The organism is Dyadobacter sp. HNCC25DJ186 (genome assembly GCF_056895235.1).
Genome location: NZ_JBXHAS010000007.1, coordinates 60855 through 83979, shown reverse-complemented (window position 1 = coordinate 83979; position 23125 = coordinate 60855). Strand labels below are relative to the sequence as shown.

General features: G+C 40.7%; 19 protein-coding genes. 11 read left to right on the top strand and 8 right to left on the bottom strand.

Features of this window, described 5'->3' with window-relative positions:
- Positions 1 to 65: 65 nt before the first annotated feature.
- Positions 66 to 2354, bottom strand: coding sequence for a glycosyl hydrolase family 95 catalytic domain-containing protein (locus tag AC1XUO_RS20225; RefSeq protein ID WP_483331586.1), 2289 nt, complete (start codon positions 2352 to 2354; stop codon positions 66 to 68).
- Between the two features lie 338 nt (positions 2355 to 2692).
- Here AC1XUO_RS20225 and AC1XUO_RS20220 point away from each other — a divergent pair, with 338 nt between their 5' ends.
- Positions 2693 to 2905 (top strand): hypothetical protein, encoded by a 213-nt coding sequence (locus AC1XUO_RS20220; RefSeq protein WP_483331585.1) that lies wholly within the window; start codon positions 2693 to 2695, stop codon positions 2903 to 2905.
- A gap of 140 nt (positions 2906 to 3045) precedes the next feature.
- Here AC1XUO_RS20220 and AC1XUO_RS20215 read toward each other — a convergent pair whose 3' ends face one another.
- Positions 3046 to 3402 (bottom strand): YraN family protein, encoded by a 357-nt coding sequence (locus AC1XUO_RS20215; protein ID WP_483331584.1) that lies wholly within the window; start codon positions 3400 to 3402, stop codon positions 3046 to 3048.
- Between the two features lie 182 nt (positions 3403 to 3584).
- Between AC1XUO_RS20215 and lipB the strand changes: the two genes are divergently transcribed.
- The 10 genes from lipB (at position 3585) to AC1XUO_RS20165 (ending at position 15531) form a co-directional block, all read left to right on the top strand.
- Complete coding sequence (gene lipB / locus AC1XUO_RS20210) at positions 3585 to 4337, top strand: lipoyl(octanoyl) transferase LipB (protein ID WP_483331583.1); 753 nt, start codon at positions 3585 to 3587, stop codon at positions 4335 to 4337.
- A gap of 15 nt (positions 4338 to 4352) precedes the next feature.
- Entirely contained in the window at positions 4353 to 4766 is a 414-nt protein-coding gene (locus AC1XUO_RS20205) for a hypothetical protein (RefSeq protein WP_483331582.1), read from the top strand.
- 21 nt (positions 4767 to 4787) lie between these two features.
- Positions 4788 to 5522, top strand: a complete 735-nt coding sequence (locus AC1XUO_RS20200; protein ID WP_483331581.1) for a 3'-5' exonuclease — start codon at positions 4788 to 4790, stop codon at positions 5520 to 5522.
- A gap of 63 nt (positions 5523 to 5585) precedes the next feature.
- Entirely contained in the window at positions 5586 to 7973 is a 2388-nt protein-coding gene (rnr, locus tag AC1XUO_RS20195) for a ribonuclease R (protein ID WP_483331580.1), read from the top strand.
- A 60-nt stretch (positions 7974 to 8033) separates the two neighbouring features.
- Positions 8034 to 8405 (top strand): GxxExxY protein, encoded by a 372-nt coding sequence (locus AC1XUO_RS20190; protein ID WP_483331579.1) that lies wholly within the window; start codon positions 8034 to 8036, stop codon positions 8403 to 8405.
- A gap of 793 nt (positions 8406 to 9198) precedes the next feature.
- Entirely contained in the window at positions 9199 to 10092 is an 894-nt protein-coding gene (locus tag AC1XUO_RS20185) for a 3-keto-disaccharide hydrolase (protein ID WP_483331578.1), read from the top strand.
- Between the two features lie 64 nt (positions 10093 to 10156).
- The gene (gene gldG / locus AC1XUO_RS20180) at positions 10157 to 11809 is read left to right on the top strand and encodes a gliding motility-associated ABC transporter substrate-binding protein GldG (protein WP_483331577.1); all 1653 of its coding nucleotides are present in this window, start codon (positions 10157 to 10159) and stop codon (positions 11807 to 11809) included.
- 113 nt (positions 11810 to 11922) lie between these two features.
- Positions 11923 to 13047: a DNA polymerase III subunit beta gene (gene dnaN / locus AC1XUO_RS20175; protein WP_090340695.1), complete on the top strand. Its 1125-nt coding sequence runs from the start codon at positions 11923 to 11925 to the stop codon at positions 13045 to 13047.
- A 274-nt stretch (positions 13048 to 13321) separates the two neighbouring features.
- A complete protein-coding gene (locus tag AC1XUO_RS20170) occupies positions 13322 to 13696 on the top strand; it encodes a BlaI/MecI/CopY family transcriptional regulator (RefSeq protein ID WP_194124120.1) in 375 nt (124 codons plus the stop codon).
- Positions 13697 to 13698: 2 nt separating this feature from the next.
- On the top strand, positions 13699 to 15531 hold the full coding sequence (locus AC1XUO_RS20165) for a M56 family metallopeptidase (protein ID WP_483331576.1): 1833 nt from the start codon (positions 13699 to 13701) through the stop codon (positions 15529 to 15531).
- A 63-nt stretch (positions 15532 to 15594) separates the two neighbouring features.
- Here the strand turns inward: AC1XUO_RS20165 and AC1XUO_RS20160 are convergent, their stop codons facing one another.
- The 6 genes from AC1XUO_RS20160 to AC1XUO_RS20135 form a co-directional block, all read right to left on the bottom strand.
- Positions 15595 to 16620 carry an LLM class flavin-dependent oxidoreductase gene (locus AC1XUO_RS20160; protein ID WP_483331575.1) on the bottom strand — a complete coding sequence of 342 codons (1026 nt, stop codon included), beginning with the start codon at positions 16618 to 16620 and terminating at the stop codon, positions 15595 to 15597.
- Positions 16621 to 16760: 140 nt separating this feature from the next.
- Positions 16761 to 17828: a 2Fe-2S iron-sulfur cluster-binding protein gene (locus tag AC1XUO_RS20155; RefSeq protein ID WP_483331574.1), complete on the bottom strand. Its 1068-nt coding sequence runs from the start codon at positions 17826 to 17828 to the stop codon at positions 16761 to 16763.
- Positions 17829 to 17996: 168 nt separating this feature from the next.
- Complete coding sequence (locus tag AC1XUO_RS20150; RefSeq protein WP_483331573.1) at positions 17997 to 19214, bottom strand: pyridoxal phosphate-dependent aminotransferase; 1218 nt, start codon at positions 19212 to 19214, stop codon at positions 17997 to 17999.
- Between the two features lie 231 nt (positions 19215 to 19445).
- Positions 19446 to 20231: an AAA family ATPase gene (locus AC1XUO_RS20145; protein WP_483331572.1), complete on the bottom strand. Its 786-nt coding sequence runs from the start codon at positions 20229 to 20231 to the stop codon at positions 19446 to 19448.
- 66 nt (positions 20232 to 20297) lie between these two features.
- Positions 20298 to 21497, bottom strand: a complete 1200-nt coding sequence (locus AC1XUO_RS20140; protein WP_483331571.1) for a BamA/TamA family outer membrane protein — start codon at positions 21495 to 21497, stop codon at positions 20298 to 20300.
- Positions 21498 to 21732: 235 nt separating this feature from the next.
- Positions 21733 to 22944 carry an NADP-dependent isocitrate dehydrogenase gene (locus tag AC1XUO_RS20135; protein ID WP_090340717.1) on the bottom strand — a complete coding sequence of 404 codons (1212 nt, stop codon included), beginning with the start codon at positions 22942 to 22944 and terminating at the stop codon, positions 21733 to 21735.
- Positions 22945 to 23125: the final 181 nt, after the last annotated feature.

Here is a 23125-nt window from a genome sequence, read left to right as displayed (position 1 = left end):
ATTATATTTGAATGGTCAATACCTTACACATTAAATCATTTGACAAAATAAAGTTTTGCTTTTTCTTAAAGCTCTGCTTTTATTATAACGCTCCCACCAGCTTTACATTTTAATTCCACAAAACCGTCTTCCACGGCATTTGTTGTGACTGTTTTGGCAGACAATACCTGATATTTTTTGAAGGGTAATTTTAAAGTAGCAACGCCATCTTTTTCCGCTTCTATTTTAACTTCTGTGACTTGACCATTTTCCTTTTTCGCGCTAATCAAAAACGCACCTTCTGCCCGAAGTTTTTCAAAAGCAATATCCTTCCAAGTTTCGGGAACTGCTGGCATAATCTCTATAAATCCGGCATAACTTTGAAGCAGCATTTCCTGCAAACCAGCCGCGAAAGCGAAGTTCCCTTCCAACGTAAAAGGCCGGTAAGTGAATTTTGACAAACCGGATTTTGTCTGATCGCCATTGACATGAAAACTGTTTGGCAGTACAAAAGCTTTGGCAAAAATGGAAAGGTCTTTGGCTGCACCTTCACCATCTTTGGCAAGCGCTTTCATATTGGCCAGCCACGCATAGGAATATCCGCACCAATAATCCGGGCCGACTTTATCCAGTAACGCAATCGTATTTTTGATAATGGTCTGCGATTTTTCGCCGTCTTCCCATTTGATCAAACCCAAAGGATGAATCGCCATCATATGTGAAAAATGGCGGTGAGATTCCTGGTAAGGTAAATTGGGTGCAAACATTAATTCTTCATTTTCCGTGATCGCATAGTTACCAAACTGAGAAAGTATTTCTTTCCAATGATCTGATTCGGCTACCAAACCCAGCTCCAAAGCAAGTTCAGCTCCGGCTCCGAATGAAAATTTCATCAGTGCCAGATCATAGTTCGTATTTTGTGGAAACCAGGCTTCCAGACTGTTATCCTTAATTTCCGGACTTGAACTGATCGGAAGTTTTCGCTGACCATTTTCGTCTTTTACCGTTATCTTTTCAAGAAAAGTACAAACTTCTTTTATCCAGGGATAAGCGCGTGTTTTCAGGAAATTGGTATCCATACTATACCGCCATTGCAGATAATAATGATGCGCAAGCCAGGACGAAACCGTCGGCGAAAGTGAATATTGAATCCAGCCGCCCATTTCCGTTCCATCCAACGTGGTTACGCCGGGAACGGCCAGTCCGTCAACGCCGAAATACATTTTGGTATAACGCTTGTAATTAGCCAGATTTTCGTCCAGATGATCAAAATACCCTAATCCTTCTTCCAGATGATTTCCACTGTAACTTGGCCAATAGCTAAGCTGCGTGTTTAAATCATGGTGAAAATCGCCTTTCCATGGCGGGATTCTGCCGTTATCTGCCGTCCAGACAGCCTGCAAAGAAATCGGAGGAGCGCCACGACGGGCGGCAGAACCGAATTTATATTGTTCGAGATACCATTGTTTTTCAATAACAGGGTCGGGGACGTGGATCGCTGATTGGTTCCAGAATTTTTTCCACCAATTCGCATGACTAACAAAGTCTTTCTCAAATCCATGCGATATAGTTGTCTTGACAAGTGAAGAGGAGACAGGATTCAGCTTTTTCTCAGGGTATTGTGACGAAATACTCCATACACCTTCAATTGTTTCTGTTCCAGTTTTTTTCCATTGAACCGTTATCTCATAGGTAAAACCGCCCCAGCCTTCCTGCTTGTAAGTAATGCTATTTCCCTGTCGATTTACAGCTCCCTGTTTGTAACCCAATCTGGAGAGATCATCGCCTACCAGGGAATTTACTTCACCTCCCGATAATTTGCCTTCATATTTCGGCGCAATTAGCTGCGGAATAATATCGGTTTTGACATTTTCAAACTTAAACCATCCAACAGGTTCCGTGGCGTGAACAAAAGTTTTCAACGTCATTCCGCCTTCCCATTGCACTTCGCATAAAGCTTTGTCCAACGAAAGATGGACGGATTTCACTTTGTTTTTCTCCGCAAAATCGAATTCCAGTGCGCCGGCAGGAATTTTTGATGGAGCCGGCTCTTTGTCATAGGGTGCATCAAAATATTGCTGAACGGGTTTGTAATCTTTCTTTTCAACCTGTTGCTGCACCCATTTGTAGCTAAATTCCTTTCGGTGCAAACCAGCCATCGGGCGCATATCCCAGATGTCCGCACGGTCCAGGGAGAACCGTAATTTTTCTCCGTTTTTCCATAGTAATGCGCCTACGGTACCATTTCCCAGCGGAATTGCTTCGTCCCAAACGGTAGCGAGCGAATCAAATTGGAGGTCATGTATTTTTACTGGCTGAGCACGGAGGTTTATGGCCACCAGCATTAAGAGTATTGGACAGAGAATTCTATTCATATTTTTTTTAAATATTTAACAAGATCAGGAGGCTCCAACGGAGCCAGGATTTCGGGCGTGGTTAACATCATTTCTATAAACAGGAAGCCACGAAGTGGCTGGTAAATATTTGGATTATTGCAAAAGTTTGAATCTAATATTTCCGTTTTTTTTTGCTTTTCAGGAATTATCCCGCTGCAATGGGAGCATCCTGTTTATAGCTTAAATCTTATTACTCGCTTTCCTGACTCAGCAGGAGTCGTCTGGAAATATCGACGGTTTGCTCTTTTATATTTTCCTTCCCTTTCTTATTTATTCCAAAGCATTTGAATCATATTTTCCAAAAATGGATCCTTAACATGCTTGATTTCCACCAATTAAAGCATCATCAGATCACGCATCAGGAGGCTCCTACGGAGCCAGGATTTGTCATGGTTAACAGCGTTTTCTATAAACAGGAAGCCACGAAGTTGCTGGGGAATTTCTGGAATATGACAAGCATTTTGAAATCAAAACATTCTATTTTCAGTCATCTAGAATTATCCCGCTCCATAGGAGCATCCTGTTTATAGATAGCATTTACCCAGGCAACTCCCGACTCCGTAGGAGTCTCCTGAAAATTCCATAAACTCCTAACAATAATTGGATTCCATATTTTAAACAAAGAATCCAGACTAATCTTATTACTCAAAAACACCAAAACCATACTATCTCACGAAAAAGCATCCTCAATATGTTTAATATTAATTCCACCGCTCGAAAGAATCAAAATGGAAATAATATCAAATCGGATATCAAAATGCCAGTCTTTGGTATAAATGTAATTTTCTGCCGCCTTCATGATTAACTTGGCTTTGGTATAATTCACGAATTCCTCCGGCATTCCGAAACCTGTGCCGCTTCTGGTTTTGACTTCAACGAAAATTAACGTTTTGTTTTTCTTGACGATCAGGTCAATTTCCGCATGTTTGTGGCGGTAGTTTTTTTCAATAATTTCATAACCTTTTCCTTCCAAAAAGGTTGTTGCCTGGGTTTCACCCCAGCTTCCGGTTGTGTTGTGTATAGCCATTCGAACATTTTTAGTACAAAATAGTGTTATAACGTAGTAAGTAAAAGAAATCCCAAATCGATTATACGTTTTAATCGATCTTTGATTAAAACAGCATTTGATTTGCCACAGCCAAAAAGGCGTAATTTGTTTCAAACCATTTGATTTGATATTTTCCGTGATCAAATCGATTTCCTTCAGACATGAATACCCTCATTAATAAACAAGTAGAATTCCAGAATTTAGGTCTGATCGATTATCAGGAGGCGTGGGATTATCAGGAAAAACTGTTTGCAGAAACGCTTTCGATAAAAACACAAAACCGCACACTTCCGGTTGATAGACAATTACTTACACCCAACCGTGTGATTTTTTGTCAGCATCCCCATGTTTATACTTTGGGAAAAAGCGGCAAACAGGATCATTTGTTGTTAAATGAAGAAGATCTGAGCCAGAAGCAGGCGAAATTTTATAAGATCAACCGCGGCGGTGATATCACCTATCATGGTCCGGGACAACTGGTTGGTTACCCGATTCTTGATCTTGACAATTTTTTCACAGATATTCATAAATATATGCGGACGCTGGAAGAAGCGATCATTCTTACCCTGGCCGATTATAACATTAGTGCAGGGAGAATCAGTGGGTTAACGGGCGTCTGGCTTGATTTTGTTGAACAAAAAAATCCAAGAAAAATCTGCGCAATGGGCGTGAAAGCAAGCCGATGGGTGACGATGCACGGTTTCGCTTTGAATGTGAATACGGATCTGGCTTACTTTGGAAATATTGTACCCTGCGGAATTGAAGACAAGGCGGTTACGTCGATTTCTCAGGAACTTGGTCACGAAGTTGAGTTTGATGAAGTTTCCGCACAGTTAAAAAATCACTTAGGTAGTCTTTTTGAAATGAACTGGACAAATCCATATTGTTCAAAAACAGATATTTTAGAAAATTAAGCAGAAAGGAAAAGAATGAAGAAGGATATTATATTTCATCCGGTAGAAGGCGTGAAGGTGGCAATTGTTCGCACAATCGACGAATTGAATGAGGCGCAATGGAATGTGATCGTAATTAATAGAAACGATCAGCCAATCACCGGCGTATTTGTTACTTCAAAAGGATATGGGAATACGGAATCGGGTGAAAACGCCGGGATAAAAACATCAACCCTGCGTCACTTTTTCCCTGAAATTAAAGCACAGGATCATGTGGTTGTAGAACCGATCATGCCGGAAGTTTTTCACCTGAATAACGAGTTCTGGATCAGCTATTTCCTTGGTAATCAGATTTACGATAAAAAGTTTATATTCGTGCCGGACAGTATCGTGGAGGACAATATCATTGAAATTGAGCCACTGGGACTGGAAGGTGTCCTGCATGATTAAAGCTTTAATTAACCACACACGATGACAGATGAATTTCGCCGCAAAGCAAAAAATTTTCTCCTTCTTGACATTGAAACCGTAGCTGGTCATGCGTCCTATGATCAGCTTCCGGAGCGGATGCAAAAGCTTTGGGGCAAGAAAGCGATAATGCTGAAAAAGGGTGATGATACCATTTCGAATGAAGAATATTTCTACGACCGGAGTGCTATTTACGCAGAATTTGGCAAGATTGTGTGCATCGCTTTTGGTGCATTTTATTGGGATGAAAATAATGAAATAGCCTTCAAAGTTCGCAGCTTCTCCGGCGATGATGAGGTTAAGCTTTTGCTTGAATTTAAAGCACTTATAGAAAAATATCCGGCAGAACAATTAGTTCTTTGCGCCCATAACGGAAGAGAATTTGACTTCCCGTTTCTTTGTCGCCGCATGCTGATCCTGGGCATTGCAATTCCAAAAGCATTACAGATCACAGGTAAAAAGCCCTGGGAAATCCTTCATCAGGATACCATGGAACTCTGGAAATTCGGTGATTACAAGAGTTATACTTCGCTGGATTTGCTGGCTGCGGTTTTTGATATACCCGGCAGCAAAAATGAAATGAGCGGCGATCAGGTCACACGCGTTTATTACGAGGAGAACGATCTCGCTAAAATTTGCCGATATTGCAGAGAAGACGTGGTCGTACTGGCGCAATTATATTTGAAAATGCATAGTTTTCAGCCCGTACGAGCCGATAATATTACAAGAGTGGAATAAATTTATTAGTTTAACAAGACGATTATTCCACCTTCCTTAATCAACAATTACTCATAAAACTTCATGAGAGAGAAAAAACCAAATAAAGAATTTAAAGAAAATAAGACAGTCAAAGCGCCGCATGGCATTGTTTCCTATATCGATAGTTTGAAAGCTGATATTGCCGCTTTTTTCGATTTAAATAGCGAACATTCCTTTCGTCCATTTGACGTACACGCGCATTTTGGCGTAGAGGACCGCAAAGTTCGTGCGCTTTTTAACGAGATTTTACATGAACTTCAGGAATCCGGCCAGATCCGTTCGAATGTTGACGGAACATTTACAGCCGCTCCTAATAAACCACAGGCAGACCCTGGCCTGATCGGTCGTGTCGACCGAGTGAATAAGGGCTTTGCTTTTGTGATTATTGAAGGTCGCGAAGATGATATATATGTGGAAACTGAATTGCTGAACGGTGCCTGGGATGGCGATATCGTGAAGGTTCAGATTCTTTCCAAATCAGGAAGAAGACAACAAACGAGCCGCGGAGATTCAGGAAAAACCAGAGTGGAAGGCCGTGTTGTTGAAATCGTTGAAAGATCACAAAAAGAAATCGTCGGGATTATTGAAGTGTGGCCGAAATATGCTGTCGTTCAACCTGATCATAAAAAATTATTTGATCCGATTTTCGTCGAACCAGAACATCTTCATGGCGCTTCGAATGGCGATAAGGTGATTATAAAAATGACTACCTGGCCGACAAGAACACGTCAACCGGAAGGCGAAGTGACGCATGTTTTAGGACAAGCAGGAGAGAATGATGTAGAAATGCACGCGATCCTGGCTGAATTTGGCTTGCCTTACGAATTCCCCGAATCAGTTGAAAAAGAAGCACAGAAAATTCCGGATGTTATTCCGAAAGAAGAAATTTTAAAACGCCGCGACATGCGTGCGACTTTAACTTTCACGATTGACCCGGCTGATGCGAAAGATTTTGATGATGCGCTTTCGGTGCGTTATCTGGATGAAGGAAATGTGGAAGTTGGCGTGCATATCGCTGATGTATCGCATTATGTGCGACCGGGTACGGAACTTGAAAAAGAAGCAAACCGTCGTGCAACTTCGGTATATCTTGTCGACAGGACGGTGCCGATGCTTCCTGAAAAATTATCCAATAATCTTTGTTCACTTCGTCCAAATGAGGATCGATTAGCTTTTTCCGCTGTTTTTGAATTGAGCCCGAAAGGTAAAATTTTAAAAGAATGGTTTGGAAGAACAGTCATCCATTCTGAACGCCGCTATTCCTATGAAGAAGCGCAGCAGGTCTTGGATACAAAAGAAGGAGATTATCCAAACGAATTAACGTTGCTGAACAGCATCGCTAAAATACTACGGAAAGAACGCTTTAAAAACGGAGCAATCAATTTTGAAACCGCCGAAGTTCGCTTCCGTCTGGATGAAAATGGAAAACCATTGGGTGTTTATCAAAAAGAACGTCACGATTCACATAAGCTGATCGAAGAATTTATGCTTTTGGCGAATAAACGCGTGGCTGAATTTGTCTATTCACTGTCCAAAGGACCTAATAAAAATACCATGGTTTATCGTGTGCATGAGGCACCGGATCCGGATCGTTTGAAAACATTTGCTTCTTTTGTTGCCAAACTTGGGCATCAACTGGAAGTGGACGACGAGAAACAAATCGCAAAATCCATGAACAGTATGCTGCATGAAGTGGAAGGAAAACCAGAACAAAATCTGATAGAATCTTTAGCCGTGAGAACGATGGCGAAAGCGCGGTATAGCGTTGAAGATCTGGGTCACTTTGGTTTGGCTTTCAAGCGTTACACGCATTTTACCTCACCCATTCGCCGGTATCCGGATGTCATGGCGCATCGGTTGTTGCAGCATTATCTGAACGGCGGAGAATCGGTAAACAGCGAAACGTACGAAGGTGCCTGCAAACATTCATCGGAACGCGAAAGATTAGCGTCTGACGCAGAACGTGCTTCGATCAAATACAAACAGGTTGAATTCATGAGCACGATGGACAAGGATCGTGTTTTTGACGGTATTATTACCGGCGTAACGGAATTCGGGATTTTTGTTGAAATAACAGAAACAGCTTCTGAAGGCTTGGTCAGAATGAATGACTTGGGCGATGATTATTACGAACATGATAAAGACAATTACCGTCTGATCGGCCAGCGTACGAAAAAGATTTACACGTTTGGCGATGCCGTAAAAGTGCAGGTAAAAGACACGAACCTGGCTCGCAGAAGCATGGATCTGTATTTGGCTGGCAACACAACTTCTTCCATTCGCTCACGAAATGGTGGTGGATTTGATGAAAAAAGTGGCAGAAGTTCTCGGGGTTCTTCTTCTCGGGATTCCGGAAGAGAAAGAAAATCTTCGGATCGTAAAAAGAAACCTGCTTCATCAGAACCAAAACCGAAACGCAGGAGAAGGTAAAACTTAAAATTTTTTACCTGGCCGGGAGTTAAAATTCCTGGCTAATATAACACACACTAAATGAACATTGTTTATAAAGAAGAATCCTATGAAATCATAGGTAGGTGCATGGAAGTTCATAATGAGCTTGGACATGGATTTTCAGAGATTGTATATAAGGACGCTCTGGAAATTTTATTTAAGCGATACAGAATTCCATATCTGCGTGAAAAAGAATATCCTGTATATTTTCAAGGAATCATGTTAGCCCATAAATTTTGGGCTGATCTTGTTGTATTTGAAAAAATAATTTTGGAGGTTAAATGTGTTTCTGTGCTTACAGATGAACATACCGCCCAAACCATTAATTACTTGAAAGTTTCAGGTAATAAACTTGGTCTTCTGGTCAACTTTGGCCGGGGAAAGCTTGAATATAAAAGATTGGTTTTTTGAATCGCCTCTTATTTTCTCTTGCCACGAATGCACGAATTTTCACTAATGTTGAAGGATGAAACATCTCAGAACAATCCTATTATTCGAATTGCATTAAACTAGTCAAAATTAAAAAATGGGATTTGTCAAAAATAATATTACTGCTCAATTAGTGAAAATTCGTGTATTCGTGGCAGGAAAAGTGATAATGTTACTATAATAAATATCCTCAATATTTTATTATAGTAAGGCCATTGGAAAATGTCTCTTTTTTCCTACATATTAAAGATTTTGGTTTTGAATGCCCCTGATTTTCTCTTGCCACGAATGCACGAATTTTTCACTAATGTTGCGGATAGAATTTCTCAGAATAATCCGATTCTTCTAATTGAGTCAATTCTATTCAAAATCAAAATAGATAGATCCATTAAAAATAATATGACTGCTCAATTAGTGAAAATTCGTGTATTCGTGGCAGGAAAAGTGATAATGTTACTATAATAAATATCCTCGATATTTTATTAAAATAAGGTCATTGGAAAATGTCTCTTTTTTCCTACAGATTAAAGATTTTGGTTTTGAATGCCCCTGATTTTCTCCTGCCACGAATGCACGAATTTTCACTAATTTTCACGGATGATACATTTCTGACTAATTCGGCTTTTTGAGTTGTGTTAATTCTGTTCAAAATCAAATCAGATAGGATCCTCTAAAAATAATATTCGTGCTCAATTAGTGAAAATTCGTGTATTCGTGGCAAGAAAATAAGTATTAAAGTTATTACCATCCCTTTTCTCTAAAAATCGATTTAGACATGACTTTTCGCGGTAAACTCATTGCAATACTTTTATTACTTTCTTATACCACCTTCGCACAAAATAATCCTGACAAAGAAGAGTGGCAATCCTTGTTTAACGGGAAGGATCTAAAAAACTGGGATATTAAAATTGCAGGACATAAAGTCAACGACAATTATAAAAATACCTTCATCGTCGAAGACGGCATGATCCGCGTTAATTATAAGGAATATAAAACTTTCAGCACAGAATATGGGCACATCTATTACAACAAACCATACTCGCACTACCGTTTACGCCTAAAATATCGCTTTACAGGAAATCAGGTTCCGGGCGGCGCTTCCTGGAATGTTCGTAATAGCGGCATCATGTTACATTCACAATCTGCTGCGAGTTTAGGACTTGACCAGGATTTCCCGGTTTCTTTGGAAATGCAATATCTGGGCGGACTGAATGCCGGAGAACGCACCACTGGAAATCTTTGTACGCCGGGCACCATCGTTGAGGTTAATGGTAAAATTGATCAGGCACATTGTATTAACTCTACTTCCAAAACTTATGACGGCGATCAATGGGTTTCTGCCGAGGCCATTGTTCTGGGCGATTCTATTGTTCATCATATCATCAACGGCGAAGTTGTTTTCACTTTTACCAAACCTAAAATCGGTGGCGGTTATGTAGGAAAAGATCACGATTTTAAAGCCGGACATTTCAGTAATGCCGAAGAATGGATCAAAAAAGATGGCACGCCCCTAACGAGTGGTTATATCGCTTTACAGGCTGAAAGTCACCCGATTGATTTTAAAGATATAGAAATCCTGAACCTGAAAGGCTGTATGGATCCGAAAGCTTCCAACTACAAATCATACTACCGATCTGCTGATAATAAAAGCTGTAAATACAAGAAATAACCTCCTGCCGCAATAACTCCGTTTAGTTTTTATATTTTTGCTGAAAAACGGGCGTTACTGCTTCATGAAAAAAACAATTTTCAGGTTCTTATTTGTATTGATCATCCTGGCCGGACTCAACTGGCTGGCCTCTGTACTCTTTTTCCGCTGGGATTTAACAGAAGATAAGCGATATACCATTTCGGACGCGACCAAGCAGCTGTTGAGCAATTTGGATAAAAACGTGATTGTCAACGTCTATCTTTCCGGTGAATTCCCACCGGGTTTCGAACGCCTGGAAAGTGCTACCCGCGAAACACTTGAAGAATTTAAAACCTATTCCAACGGACACTTATCCTTCCAATTTTCAGATCCTTCTGATGCAGCTAGCGAAGACGAAAGGAAAAAACAATATCAGAATCTGGTCGATCGTGGATTAACGCCCACTAATCTTTTCGCGAACGAAGATGGGAAACGTACAGAAAAACTGATTTTTCCGGGAGCGATCGTTCAGGCAGATACGCTTGCGATTCCTGTTCAACTTTTGAAAGGAAATAAAAGCAGTTCTCCGGAAGAACAATTGAATCAATCTTATGAAAACGTGGAATTTCAACTGGCATCCGCGATTCGCGTTCTTGATAATCCTGCAAAAAAGAAAGTTGGCTTACTTGTAAATCATACACAAAAACTTCCGCCGGCCCGACTAAGCGATCTGATCGCGACGATGCAGCAAAGTTATGATGTATTCATGGTCGTCAATGATCCGGAAACTTATGAGGGACTTGATGCTTTGATGATTTTAAAACCGGATGTTCCGTTTTCTGAGGAAGAAAAATACAAACTGGATCAGTACGTCATCGGCGGCGGCAAAGCACTTTTCTTTGTCGATGGTGCCAAAGTGGATAGTGTCAGTCTGGAAGGAAATTATGTACAACCGCTTGATTTAAACCTGAATGACCTGTTTTTCCGATGGGGAGCGCGGATTAATAACAATCTTGTCAAGGATTTGAACAGCGCAACGATTCCAATGAACGTTGGAAACATGGGCGACAAACCTGAGATCAAAGCCGTTCCATGGCGGTTTTTTCCGTTGCTGAATAATTTTGGGCCAAGTCCAATTACAAGAAATACGGATGCCGTTTATTCCAGATTTTTAAGTTCTCTTGATACCGTAGGAGGTGCGCCAGGAATTCAGAAAATCCCACTTTTGATGACTTCGCCTTATACAAATCTGGTTAATACGCCTGCTTTGGTGGGTTATAATGAAGCGCGTCAACAGCCTGATCCTTCTGAGTACAAAGGAGGTATAATGCTGGCTGCTGTTCTTTTAGAAGGTTCGTTTAATTCACTTTTTGAAAACAGAATTTTACCAAACGATCCGCGTTCCAAGACTTTTAAAGCGACGGGGCAGGGGAAAATTATCATTTGCGCAGACGGCGATGTCGTTGTGAATGATTTTGATTACCGCAGAAACACGCCGCTTCCACTAGGTTATGACCGTGCTTCAACCAATGTTTTTGGCAATAAAGATTTTGTCATGCATGCCCTGGATTATATGACGGATGAAAATGGGATCATCAATTCACGCAGCAAACAGATCAGCATTCGTGCGCTGGATAAGATTGCGGTGCATAAGGACAAAAAATTCTGGCAGGTCCTGAATCTTCTTTTGCCACTGGTGATTCTCGGTATTTTCGGAGCGATCCGTTACTATATCCGCAAGCGCAAATTTGCCTGACAAATAAGTCGGCGGAGTACATTTTTTTTCTTACTTTTGTTCCCTACCAGACAGATTTTCAGATCTGCCTGGATTTTTTATAATTTTTTAATTAACTACTTCCGTCACGAATTATGAAGTTTGTCGTTTCGTCATCGGTACTGCTCAAGCAACTGTCTGCAATTAATGGTGTCGTTTCAACGAACCCTATCGTACCTATATTAGAAAACTTTCTACTTTCCCTTGAAGGTAATCGCCTGACTGTTACTGCATCCGATTTGCAGACGGTTATGATTACTGAAATCGAAGTAGAATCCACAGAAAAAGGCGCTATCGCGGTTCCTGCAAAACTTTTACTGGATACATTACGTGGTCTTCCTGAACAACCAATTACGCTTCAGGTTAACAGCGAAACTTTCGGAACAGAAATTATTTCTGACAACGGTCGTTATAAATTGTCTGGTGAAAATCCGATCGATTTCCCGAAAACGCCGTCTGTAAACCGCGGACAATCTGTTGATTTGTCTTCTTCTGCTTTGGGAGCTGCAATCGCTAATACATTGTTTGCAACCAGCACAGATGACCTTCGTCCTGCTATGACAGGGGTTTTTGTTCAGATGGGCGTTGAAAATGCAACATTTGTAGCTACGGATGGTCACCGTTTGGTGCGCTACCGTCGTTCTGATATCAAATCAGATGTTGACACGTCTATGATCATTCAGCGTAAGGCTTTAAACTTGCTGAAGTCTTGTCTGCCTTCTGATGATGTGCCTGTGAAAGCCGAATTTACTGCTTCCAACGCATTTTTCAGTTTTGGAAATATCCGTATGATCTGTCGTTTGATTGATGAGCGTTTCCCGGATTACGAAAATGCAATTCCAACAAATAATCCAAATACATTGACCATTGGCCGGATGGAAATTCTGAGCTCATTACGTCGTATTTCCATTTATTCAAACCGTACCACACACCAGGTTCGTTTGAAAATGTCTTTGAATGATCTTGTGATTTCTGCGGAAGATCTTGATTACTCTAATGAAGCGAACGAACGTTTGATGTGCGAGTACAATGGTGATGCCATGGAAATCGGTTTCAACGCGAAATTCCTGATCGAAGTACTTGGAAACTTGTCAAGCAAAACCATTACGTTCGAACTTTCTGCACCTAATCGTGCTGGTTTAATTATCCCGGTTGATCAGGAAGAAAATGAAGATATTCTTATGCTGGTGATGCCGGTAATGTTAAATACTTACGTTTAGAAGTTATACCAATCGAAATTGAGATATTCGACTATCTTAATTTTTGTTAAAATAATAAAAAATGCCAGTAGGAAATTCCTGCTGGCATTTTTTATATATCTGTTAATCAGTTATTTAGATTCAAAAACCCAAAAATTAATACCTAAGTACGAAAATAATCGTAATAGGCTCTTGCAAATACGAATATTTTCGTAGAGATTTGCTACGAACTAAATCGTACATAGCCAATTTGACCTTTCGAATTGAGAATCAATTTAATAAAATTTTATTAGCCATGATCATAAAACCAACAGAATCTGAATTGGAAATTCTGAACTACTTATGGAAAGAAGGCCCTTCTACCGTGAGACAAGTTCATGATTTCCTTTCCGCATCCAAAGACACAGGTTACACAACAACGCTTAAACTGATGCAGATTATGCATGACAAAGGCGTTTTGTACAGAACTGAAAACGGCCGCTCTCACATTTATGTAGCATTATTGGACGAAGAAGAAACACAGCAGGATCTTTTGGGCCGTTTTGTTGAATCAACATTCCGTGGTTCGGCTGCCCGTTTAGTCATGCAGGCTTTGGGAAATCATTCCACGTCGAAAGAAGAATTAGATGAAATTCGTGAATTGTTAAACAACCTTGAAAACAAAAAATAGCCATGAAATCGTTTTTCAACTTATTCTCTGACGCGCTGGTTTCATCCTTTGGATGGATGCTGGTTCATTCGTTGTGGCAAGGCGCTTTGCTGGTTTTGATTACCAGTATTATTCTTCATTTGTTCAGAAAAAGTCCAGCTGCAATACGTTACAATGTAGGAATTCTGGCTCTTTCTGCTCAGGTCATTTCTTCAATTGTTACATTTCTTTATTATTACTATAATTCAACTCCCAAAGTTTTAAGCACTGCATTTAAGAATACTGCGCACAATGTAGCGGACTGGAAAACATTAACCTACGAACTTTCGCTTACCTCAAAAGTTCAGCTTTGGCTGACAGCACATATTCAGGAACTTGTTATATGCTGGCTTATAGGAGCTGCTGTTTTGATTGTAAGATTTCTGGGAGGATGGATTTACACAGAATATCTTCGTCATAATGCACGTCTGGTTATGAACAAGGAATGGAGAGCGAGATTTGGTGTTTTGACAGCGAAACTAAAAGTTTATCAATCCATAGAACTGAAAGAATCTTCGAAAATTTTGACCCCGATGGTCATCGGAACCTTACAGCCCGTGGTATTAATTCCAATCGGATTATTGTTGGGTTTTCCTACGGCTCAGATTGAAGCCATTCTTGCACATGAACTGGCGCATATTCGCCGCCACGATTATCTGGTTAATATGCTGCAATCTTTTGTGGAAGTCGTTTTCTTCTTTCATCCGGCACTTTGGTGGTTGTCCGAGCGCGTGAGAGTTGAGCGTGAACATTGCTGCGATGATCTAGCGATTGAAGCATGTGGAGATCGTCTTTCGCTAGCTCATGCATTGGTTGGAATTGCTGAATTTAAAACAAATCATTCATTGGCTATGGCTTTTGCATCTAAAAAACCACTTTTATTACAACGTGTTAAACGCGTATTGGGCGTCGCTCCTAAGTCGACCAGAATTTTTGGCGGGTTACCGGTTACGATGTTATTTATAGCAGCATTGATCGGCGTTTCTGTTTATGCTGTTGGACAAGATACTTTAAAGAAGAAAAAAGCGAAAGCCAGAACACATCAGGTTGCCTCGAGACAATCCAGAAATGTTTCAGTAAGAGATGAAAACGGAGTGGTTGTGGAAGTTGAACCGGAAACGGATATTGAAATACCTGAGATCAATGAAAACATCAATATAAACATTAATGAAGATTTTGATGAATCGGAACTTCTGTTTATGAGTGATTCTCTTAAAAATAAGATGAATGAATTCCATAAAAAAATGGCCGTTCTACAGAAACAAATGGAGCCGTTGCAGAGCCGTATGCACGAGCTTCAACTTGAAATGGAAAAACGTCAGTTTGAAATGGAACATTTTGACAGAGACCGCGAAAAAATTGATTGGAAAAAAGAAAATGCGAATGAGATCCGTCAGGGATTACTGGAAAAACGTTCTGCTCTTTTACACCCGGATAGTAAATCCAAAACAAAATTAAATGAAGCAGATCTGGAAAAACAACTGGCTGATTTTGAACAACAGATCAAAGCGCAGGAACTGGTTGTTACCAAATTAAACGCTGATCTTGCAAACAATTTGAAGGAAGCAGAAAAAGCGACAGAACCCTATCGGGAGATGGAAAAAGAAATGGAAGACTTGGGTAGCAAAATAGATAAAATTGGAGCGGATATGGGATTGGCATCTTTGGGACTTAAAGATTTGCATCCTACGCCACCGAGGCCTCCAAGAGCACCGAAAGCGAAGATGAAACCTGTCATGGCAGCTCCTCCCGCGCCTGCTGCACCGGCATCTTCTCCAAAAACTCCGCCGGCACCACCTGCACCGGTTAAAAGATAACAAAAAGGATAGACCGGCCTATTGCCTCTTAATGTAGTAAGCCGGTCTGTTTTTAACAATTTTCTATTTTTTATTAACCAAAGGAGAAACTTTCTGACCAATAATTTCAATCGATTTCATTAGTCTTTCATGTGATATTCCAGCGTTATCCATTTGAAAAGTAAGTCGCGATATTCCGCCAAGTGCTTCACTATGGCGAAGTATTTTTTCTGCAACTTCTTCTGGTCCACCTACCAATAATGCCCCTTCCGGTCCCATTTGAGATTCAAATCGGGCCCTCGTCATTGGAGGCCAGCCACGTTCTTTTCCTATTTTTGTGAATGATTCAGAATATCCCGGGAAAAATTCTTCGATCGCTTCTTCCGTCGAATCACCTACGTAACCAAGCGAATGCAGACCCACTTGTAGTTCTTCAGGTTTGAATCCTGCTCTTTTTCCTGCTTCCCTGTAAAGATCAACCAATGGACGAAAACGGTGCGTTTCGCCACCAATAACCGCTACCATTAAAGGCAAACCCAGTGCACCGGCACGGATAAAAGATTCGGGCGTACCGCCCACACCTAACCAGATCGGTATTTTTTCCTGTAATGGTCTTGGATAAACAGGCTGATTCTGCAACGCAGGCCGAAATTTACCAGACCAGGTTATAAATTCATTATCTCTGATTTTGAGCAGCAAATCCAGTTTTTCCGAAAACAACTTGTCGTAATCTTGCAGGTTCAATCCAAACAAAGGAAATGCGTCCGTGAAAGAACCACGACCTACAACCATTTCGGCTCTTCCCTGAGATATTAGATCCAGTGTCGCAAAATTTTGAAAAACCCGTACCGGATCCGCAGCGCTCAATACTGTCACCGCACTTGTCAAACGAATTTTCTTCGTCCGCGAAGCCGCAGCAGCGAGTATCATCGAAGGTGCAGAATCCAGAAATCCTTTCCGGTGATGCTCGCCAATTCCGAATACATCAAGACCGCACTGATCCGCGTGTTCTATTCTTTCCAGTAACTGAGCCATGGCATCCACATCATCAATTGTTGAAACCGCTTCACCACTGAACATGGCGGCGAAACTATCAATTCCTATTTCCATAGTATTTCCTTTGAAGATGTTTGTTTCTCAAATAAAATGCAAAGTTACCCGTATTAGTCCGTAAAAAAGTAAGTGCTATACAATAGGAGCGTCAATATCCTTTTGTATAGCACTGTATCATTAAGTTCTTTTGTATCGGATTACTCCACTTCAATCACCACATCATCACTCATCGGATGGGCCACGCAGGTTAAAATAAAACCCTCTTTTAACTCAGCTTCTGATAAAGCATCTTCCTCATCCAACGCCACCTTTCCAGACACACAACGCCCCATACAGGCCGTGCACATTCCCGCCTGGCAAGAATAGGGAAGATCGATATCCATATTCATTGCAGCTTCCAGAACGGTTTCGAAAGGTTTTACAGGAACTTTATATTCCGTTCCTTCATAAAATAGCGTAATCTCGTGCGTTTTCGGGGAATCGTCTGTTTCTTCCAATGTTACTTCTCCATGACTTGGCGTAGTGGCAGTTAGAAAACTCTCTTGTCTGATTTTATTTAATGCAACGCCTCGAATTGCCAAGGCACGGTTTGCTTCTTCCATCATATCTTCCGGTCCGCATAGAAAATATTCCGCTTCACTGACTTTCAGATCCGGCAAACCTTCCATGATTTTCAGAATATGGCTTTTATTCAAACGGCCACGTTCGCCTTCCCAGTTGTCGTCAGGCTGGCTAAGCGTATAAATCACTTTAAAACGCTCCTTATATTTTTCCTGAAGAAGTCTGATCTTTTCCTTAAAAATGATACTCGATTCTGTCCGGCTGCCGTAGATTAGTACAACTTCACTTTCCTGCTCCACCATCAAAATGGATTTGGCAATTGAGAATAAAGGCGTAATTCCACTTCCGGCACCTATAAAAACAACCTGACGGGTTTGATCATCTTCCTGTTTTGGAAAAAATATTCCCATGGGTTCCATGGCTTCCAGTACGTCATCTACTTTGATTGTATCCAGTAAATAATTGGAGGCAAATCCACCTGGAACACGTTTAATCGTGATCGCCAGTGAAACATCTGTATAGGGTGAGCTCGACATGGAGTAAGATCTCCGTACTTTTTTGTCTCCATCCGGCAAAAGAAGCGTAATAAATTGTCCCGGACGATAGGCAACTACTTCATTCAGAGGATGCCAAAAATGGATTGTCGATGCATCTTCCGTTTCCTTTTCTATTTCTTTAACCTTTAAAAAATAATATTTGCTCATGGTGAATTGGCGGTCGGCTTTCGGCTATCAGCAGTCGGCCTTTGATATTTCAGAGTTTATGGTGCTTTTTATCTCTAACAATAAATGGTTAAATGTAATTCGCTTATCAAAAGAAAAAGCCTCATGGTGTTGAAGATCCATGAGGCCTGGCAATAAATTTATTCTATATTATTTCAAAGTTGCAACCGCATCTTTGATTCTTTGTACTGCTTCTGCTAATGATTCGTCAGACGCCGCAGTTGAAATCCGGATACAATTTGGTGCACCAAAACCTGAACCAGCAACGGTAGAAACGTAAGAATTATTCAGCAACCAGTTACAGAAATCATCCGAATCTTTGATCAGATTTGTCCCGTCCGATTTGCCGAAATAATAACTTACATCAGGAAATGCGTAAAATGCTCCGTCCGGAACATTTACTTTGAAACCAGGAATTTCTTTCAGCAAACCAACAACAAGGTCACGACGACGGGCATATGCTTTTGTCATTTCTCTTGTAGTATCCAAAGGCCCGTTGAATGCAGCCGTAGCCGCTTTTTGAGCGATTGAATTGGTACCGGAAGTAACTTGTCCCTGTAATTTTTCAACACCATCAGCGATCCACTTTGCAGCACCGATAAACCCGATTCTCCATCCTGTCATAGCGAATCCTTTTGCTACGCCGTTCACGGTAATCACGCGGTCTTTCAGAGCAGGAATTGATCCCATGCTGAAATGTCCTTCTTCCGTAAAGTTGATATATTCGTAGATTTCGTCAGCTAAAACATAAACTCCTTCATGTTTTTCCAAAACAGCGCCAATTTCTCTCAACTCAGCTTCTGAATACACAGCACCGGTCGGGTTATTTGGAGAGGCATACATCACCACTTTTGTACGAGGTGTGATCGCTGCTTCCAATTGTGCAGCCGTTACTTTGAAACCGTTTTCAAAAGCACCTTCCACGATCACCGATTTTCCTTCTGCCAGTTTCACCATTTCGGAGTAACTAACCCAGTAAGGAGCAAAGATAAGTACCTCATCACCTGGATTTACCAAAACCTGGATCACATTGGCAAGAGAGTGTTTTGCTCCTGTAGAAACCACGATATTTTCAGGTTTCCAATCTATATTATTGTCGCGCTTAAGCTTATCAGCAATCGCCTTTCGTAAGTCAGGGTAACCTGCTACCGGCGAATATCCATGAAATCCATCATCAATTGCCTTCTTGGCAGCCTCACAGATAAATGCGGGCGTTTTGAAGTCTGGCTCTCCCACGCTCAGACTAATCACTTTGTGGCCTTGGGCAGCCAATTCACGGGCCATTTTCGTCATCGCCAACGTCGAAGATTCTTCGAGGGCGTTGATACGGTCGGCCAGCACCTGGGTTTGCTCTGCTACTGCGGACATTGCAACAAAAATTAAGTTAAATGAAAATATAGGGCTTGAAGATTTGGTCACTGAAACTGAATAAGTTGTGACCTGCATCAACAAATTGCCCGCAAAGTTACTGCTTTTTTGGAAGAGTTGAAGAAATAGGAGGTCTTAAAGAAAAAAAAGAATATATGCCTGAGAAAATCTATTTCCAGATGATATGAACTCAGCACCAACAATCAACTTAATTTGATGATAATCAATAATTTATTTCCTAACCTCAATTGAATTATCCACGATAACTTTTAACTCTTCTGGATCAAAAGTCAATGGTTCAATGATACCTTCAATATTTTCGAATTTAATCAGCAAGCCTGGTACTTTGGCCTCCTTTTCGTCATTAATTATTTCCCCAAAAGCTCTGATCGTATCGATGCTGTGCGTGGCAGCAAATACCTGAATATTCTGATCCTTTGCAATGGCTGAGATAAGCGCCCAAAGTTCTTCTTCGACACCGTAGTGAAAACCGTTTTCAATTTCATCAATCAGAACGATGCCATTTTTCGAAGTGCTTAATGCCAGCAGAATTGTCAGAATTCTATGAACGCCACTCCCCATGCGTAACAACGCGACCGTTTTCCCATCCTTAAAAGTTGCAATCGGGTTACGAAGATTATCAGCGAGAAAGTCAACTTCTGAAATTCGGTCATCAATTCTCTTTAAAAATTTAACAGCCTTCTCAGTAATTAAATTGGTAAAACAGTCAAAAGAATTTTCATGAAGCAGACTCTGAATACTTGAATGAGCCCTTATAAATTTAACATTCTGAGGGCTCAGAATTTCGTCGTCCGGAAGCAAATCTGTTGCCTGATCATTGATAATAATCCGCTCTCCCAAATGAATTTCCTTCTGTGATGCGTAGAAAAAAATCGATTCGAGGAAATTGGTTTTTCCGGTATTATTCTTTCCGGTAATAAGATTTAACTGTCCTGTCAAATCAATGTTGATGTTTTTAAGATTACGATAATTCTGAATTTCAATAGAAGCGATCATATTAAATCAAGTACTGTTTGCTGGATATATTTTCTGTTCAATGGACAGATCTTTAACACATTTTTCTCAGAAAACCTCTCCCAAATTTACAAACAATCCTCTCGAACCTTTTACTCCAAAACCGTAATCCACAGCAATATTCGTTCTTGAAGTTTTATTTATTTTTATTCGGATACCCATACCTGCACCGGGTGCTATTTTGTTGAATTTTTGGGCCGGCCAGTTTGAGAAACTTTGCGCATTACCAAAAACGACACCACCCAATAATCCATTCTGCGTTATTGCGAACCGATACTCGGACTCAAAATACAGCATATTCGGACTTCTGAACCTTCCCTGAATATATCCACGGCCTGTATTATTTGAAGGATCCCAACTGGTACTGGGCAGATCCAGATACGGCGGTTTTCCCGATAGCGTCAGCCAGTTAAAATCCCAGAATGCCAACGTATTTCTGCTGCCTTTTGGGAAGTTCACATATTTTCGAAATTCCAGAACGAGTGACTCCCAATGTGTATCGCTGCCTAGTACCTTCAAATTATTTCTATAACGAGCATTGGCGTACACTCCGCCTATTGGATTGATTGAATTTTTTCGACTGTCATATAAAACATTGGCAACGACGCCCGACGAAACAGATTTTGAGGGCAAACCGTAAGCAGAAACATCTTTATTGATTCCTTCCTGTTTAATTTTCCAGCGATAATCAAGATGATAGCCAAGGCCTAAATAAAAAGCACCCGTAATATTTCTCAATACCGTTTGGTGCAACCGGATATGAGAATAATCTATTCGATCAGCATTTTCCAACAGACTTTGACCTCCCAAACCATACGTGTCCTGAGGATATTTGAAGTAGCGCCACTCTGTAATCACATTATATGCATTATCCCTGGTCCAGATATTTGCCTGAATAGGTATTGTAATCTGATTATACTGCGAGTAATTAAAACTGGTACTGACGCTGGAAATATTTGTTGTTGCGGAATCGCTTACATAGAACGCAGCATTGGCACTTAACAAACCTACAAAACCCGTCGAAAGCGTATATCCGATCGCTGGTACTATAGAATACTGTACTTTTTGTGGCTTTCTGTCCCGGGCCTCCATCAACTCTGTTTTACTTTTCCGTTTCAGCTGACCAAGTATGTCCATGATATCTTTATCCTCAACCTTGTCTAGAACGCCGGAACTGTCCGGCATAACACTCGTTTCCACACGCAAGGAAGACTGTGCCGGAATGACTACCTGCGCCTGAATATTCAAGCAAAAGGCGTTGAAGACCGTAAAGAAAAAAATAAATGGAACGGCTTTGTACAAGTTTATAAGTCGGATGAGGTGAGTCCAAATGTAGTTTAAAATACAAATTCTGTACCAGAAAATAAGAGTTCTAAGTTTTTTCTAAGTCTGAAAAATAACCCCGTTTTGAAAATTAATCAACAAAAAAAGCCGCCAGCTCTAAGAAGAACTGACGGCTATAAAAGTGTTTACCTCAATTATATTAAGCTAACGCAGCTTGCAAATTGTCGTTAATTGCTTCAAGGAATTCCTCTGTATATAGATAATGCTCTCCGTGATTCACCTTATTTCCGTGAATACAAACAGCCAAATCTTTTGTCATTTTTCCGCTTTCAACCGTTTCGATGCAAACTCTTTCCAAAGTCTGGCAGAAATCGATAAGCTCCTGGTTGCCATCTTGTTTTCCACGGAATTCAAGTCCACGTGTCCAGGCAAAAATTGACGCGATTGGGTTGGTAGAAGTTGGTCTTCCTTTTTGATGCTCGCGGTAATGACGTGTCACAGTTCCGTGTGCAGCCTCAGCTTCCAATGTTTTTCCATCCGGAGTCAACAAAACAGAAGTCATCAAACCGAGCGAACCGAATCCTTGTGCAACTGTATCCGACTGAACGTCACCATCATAGTTTTTACAAGCCCAAACAAAGTTACCTTCCCATTTAAGTGCAGAAGCAACCATATCATCGATCAAACGGTGCTCGTAATGTACTTTTCCTGCAAATTCAGCATCGTAAACTTCCTGGAAAATATCTTTGAAACGACCATCATATTTTTTCAAAATGGTGTTTTTTGTAGAAAGGTATAAAGGCCATCCTTTGCCCATTGCTACATTGAAGCAAGAACGCGCAAAACCACGGATCGACTCGTCCACGTTATACATCGCCATTGCAACACCTGGTCCCTGAAATTGATACACTTCGTGTTCAATCACTTTTCCGTCTTCGCCTTCAAACTTAACGGTAAGTTTTCCTTTTCCGGGTACAACGAAATCTGTTGCTTTGTATTGATCACCAAAAGCGTGGCGACCAACGATGATAGGAGCAGTCCAGTTTGTTACCAAACGAGGCACATTGCTCATTACGATAGGTTCACGGAAAACAGTTCCATCCAAAATGTTACGGATCGTTCCGTTTGGAGATTTCCACATTTGTTTCAGATTGAACTCCGTTACGCGATCTTCGTCAGGCGTAATGGTAGCACATTTGATACCTACACCATATTCTTTAATCGCATTAGCAGCGTCGATCGTAACCTGATCGTTGGTTTCATCGCGATATTCAACACCTAAATCGTAGTATTTAATATCTACGTCAAGGTATGGTAAAATAAGTTTTTCTTTGATAAACTTCCAGATGATACGAGTCATCTCATCTCCGTCCAATTCTACTACGGGATTTGCAACTTTAATTTTGCTCATGATTATTATTTACTATTCGAAAGTTAAAGATATTGAAATGCGACGGTGAAAGTACAATTATAGACTGAAAAGGCGAAACAGAACACTAAGTAAGTTTGAATTTATAATTCATTTTTTCAAATTTTACACCGCGCTAAAGCTATTATCGCCCTATAAAAAGCGGCAATAAACCTGATCTACC

Excerpts from the sequence above, each read along its gene's own strand:
- AC1XUO_RS20225 (WP_483331586.1), bottom strand. The coding sequence starts at position 2,354 with ATGAATAGAATTCTCTGTCCAATACTCTTAATGCTGGTGGCCATAAAC.
- AC1XUO_RS20220 (WP_483331585.1), top strand. The coding sequence starts at position 2,693 with ATGCTTGATTTCCACCAATTAAAGCATCATCAGATCACGCATCAGGAG.
- AC1XUO_RS20215 (WP_483331584.1), bottom strand. The coding sequence starts at position 3,402 with ATGGCTATACACAACACAACCGGAAGCTGGGGTGAAACCCAGGCAACA.
- lipB (WP_483331583.1), top strand. The coding sequence starts at position 3,585 with ATGAATACCCTCATTAATAAACAAGTAGAATTCCAGAATTTAGGTCTG.
- AC1XUO_RS20205 (WP_483331582.1), top strand. The coding sequence starts at position 4,353 with ATGAAGAAGGATATTATATTTCATCCGGTAGAAGGCGTGAAGGTGGCA.
- AC1XUO_RS20200 (WP_483331581.1), top strand. The coding sequence starts at position 4,788 with ATGACAGATGAATTTCGCCGCAAAGCAAAAAATTTTCTCCTTCTTGAC.
- rnr (WP_483331580.1), top strand. The coding sequence starts at position 5,586 with ATGAGAGAGAAAAAACCAAATAAAGAATTTAAAGAAAATAAGACAGTC.
- AC1XUO_RS20190 (WP_483331579.1), top strand. The coding sequence starts at position 8,034 with ATGAACATTGTTTATAAAGAAGAATCCTATGAAATCATAGGTAGGTGC.
- AC1XUO_RS20185 (WP_483331578.1), top strand. The coding sequence starts at position 9,199 with ATGACTTTTCGCGGTAAACTCATTGCAATACTTTTATTACTTTCTTAT.
- gldG (WP_483331577.1), top strand. The coding sequence starts at position 10,157 with ATGAAAAAAACAATTTTCAGGTTCTTATTTGTATTGATCATCCTGGCC.
- dnaN (WP_090340695.1), top strand. The coding sequence starts at position 11,923 with ATGAAGTTTGTCGTTTCGTCATCGGTACTGCTCAAGCAACTGTCTGCA.
- AC1XUO_RS20170 (WP_194124120.1), top strand. The coding sequence starts at position 13,322 with ATGATCATAAAACCAACAGAATCTGAATTGGAAATTCTGAACTACTTA.
- AC1XUO_RS20165 (WP_483331576.1), top strand. The coding sequence starts at position 13,699 with ATGAAATCGTTTTTCAACTTATTCTCTGACGCGCTGGTTTCATCCTTT.
- AC1XUO_RS20160 (WP_483331575.1), bottom strand. The coding sequence starts at position 16,620 with ATGGAAATAGGAATTGATAGTTTCGCCGCCATGTTCAGTGGTGAAGCG.
- AC1XUO_RS20155 (WP_483331574.1), bottom strand. The coding sequence starts at position 17,828 with ATGAGCAAATATTATTTTTTAAAGGTTAAAGAAATAGAAAAGGAAACG.
- AC1XUO_RS20150 (WP_483331573.1), bottom strand. The coding sequence starts at position 19,214 with ATGTCCGCAGTAGCAGAGCAAACCCAGGTGCTGGCCGACCGTATCAAC.
- AC1XUO_RS20145 (WP_483331572.1), bottom strand. The coding sequence starts at position 20,231 with ATGATCGCTTCTATTGAAATTCAGAATTATCGTAATCTTAAAAACATC.
- AC1XUO_RS20135 (WP_090340717.1), bottom strand. The coding sequence starts at position 22,944 with ATGAGCAAAATTAAAGTTGCAAATCCCGTAGTAGAATTGGACGGAGAT.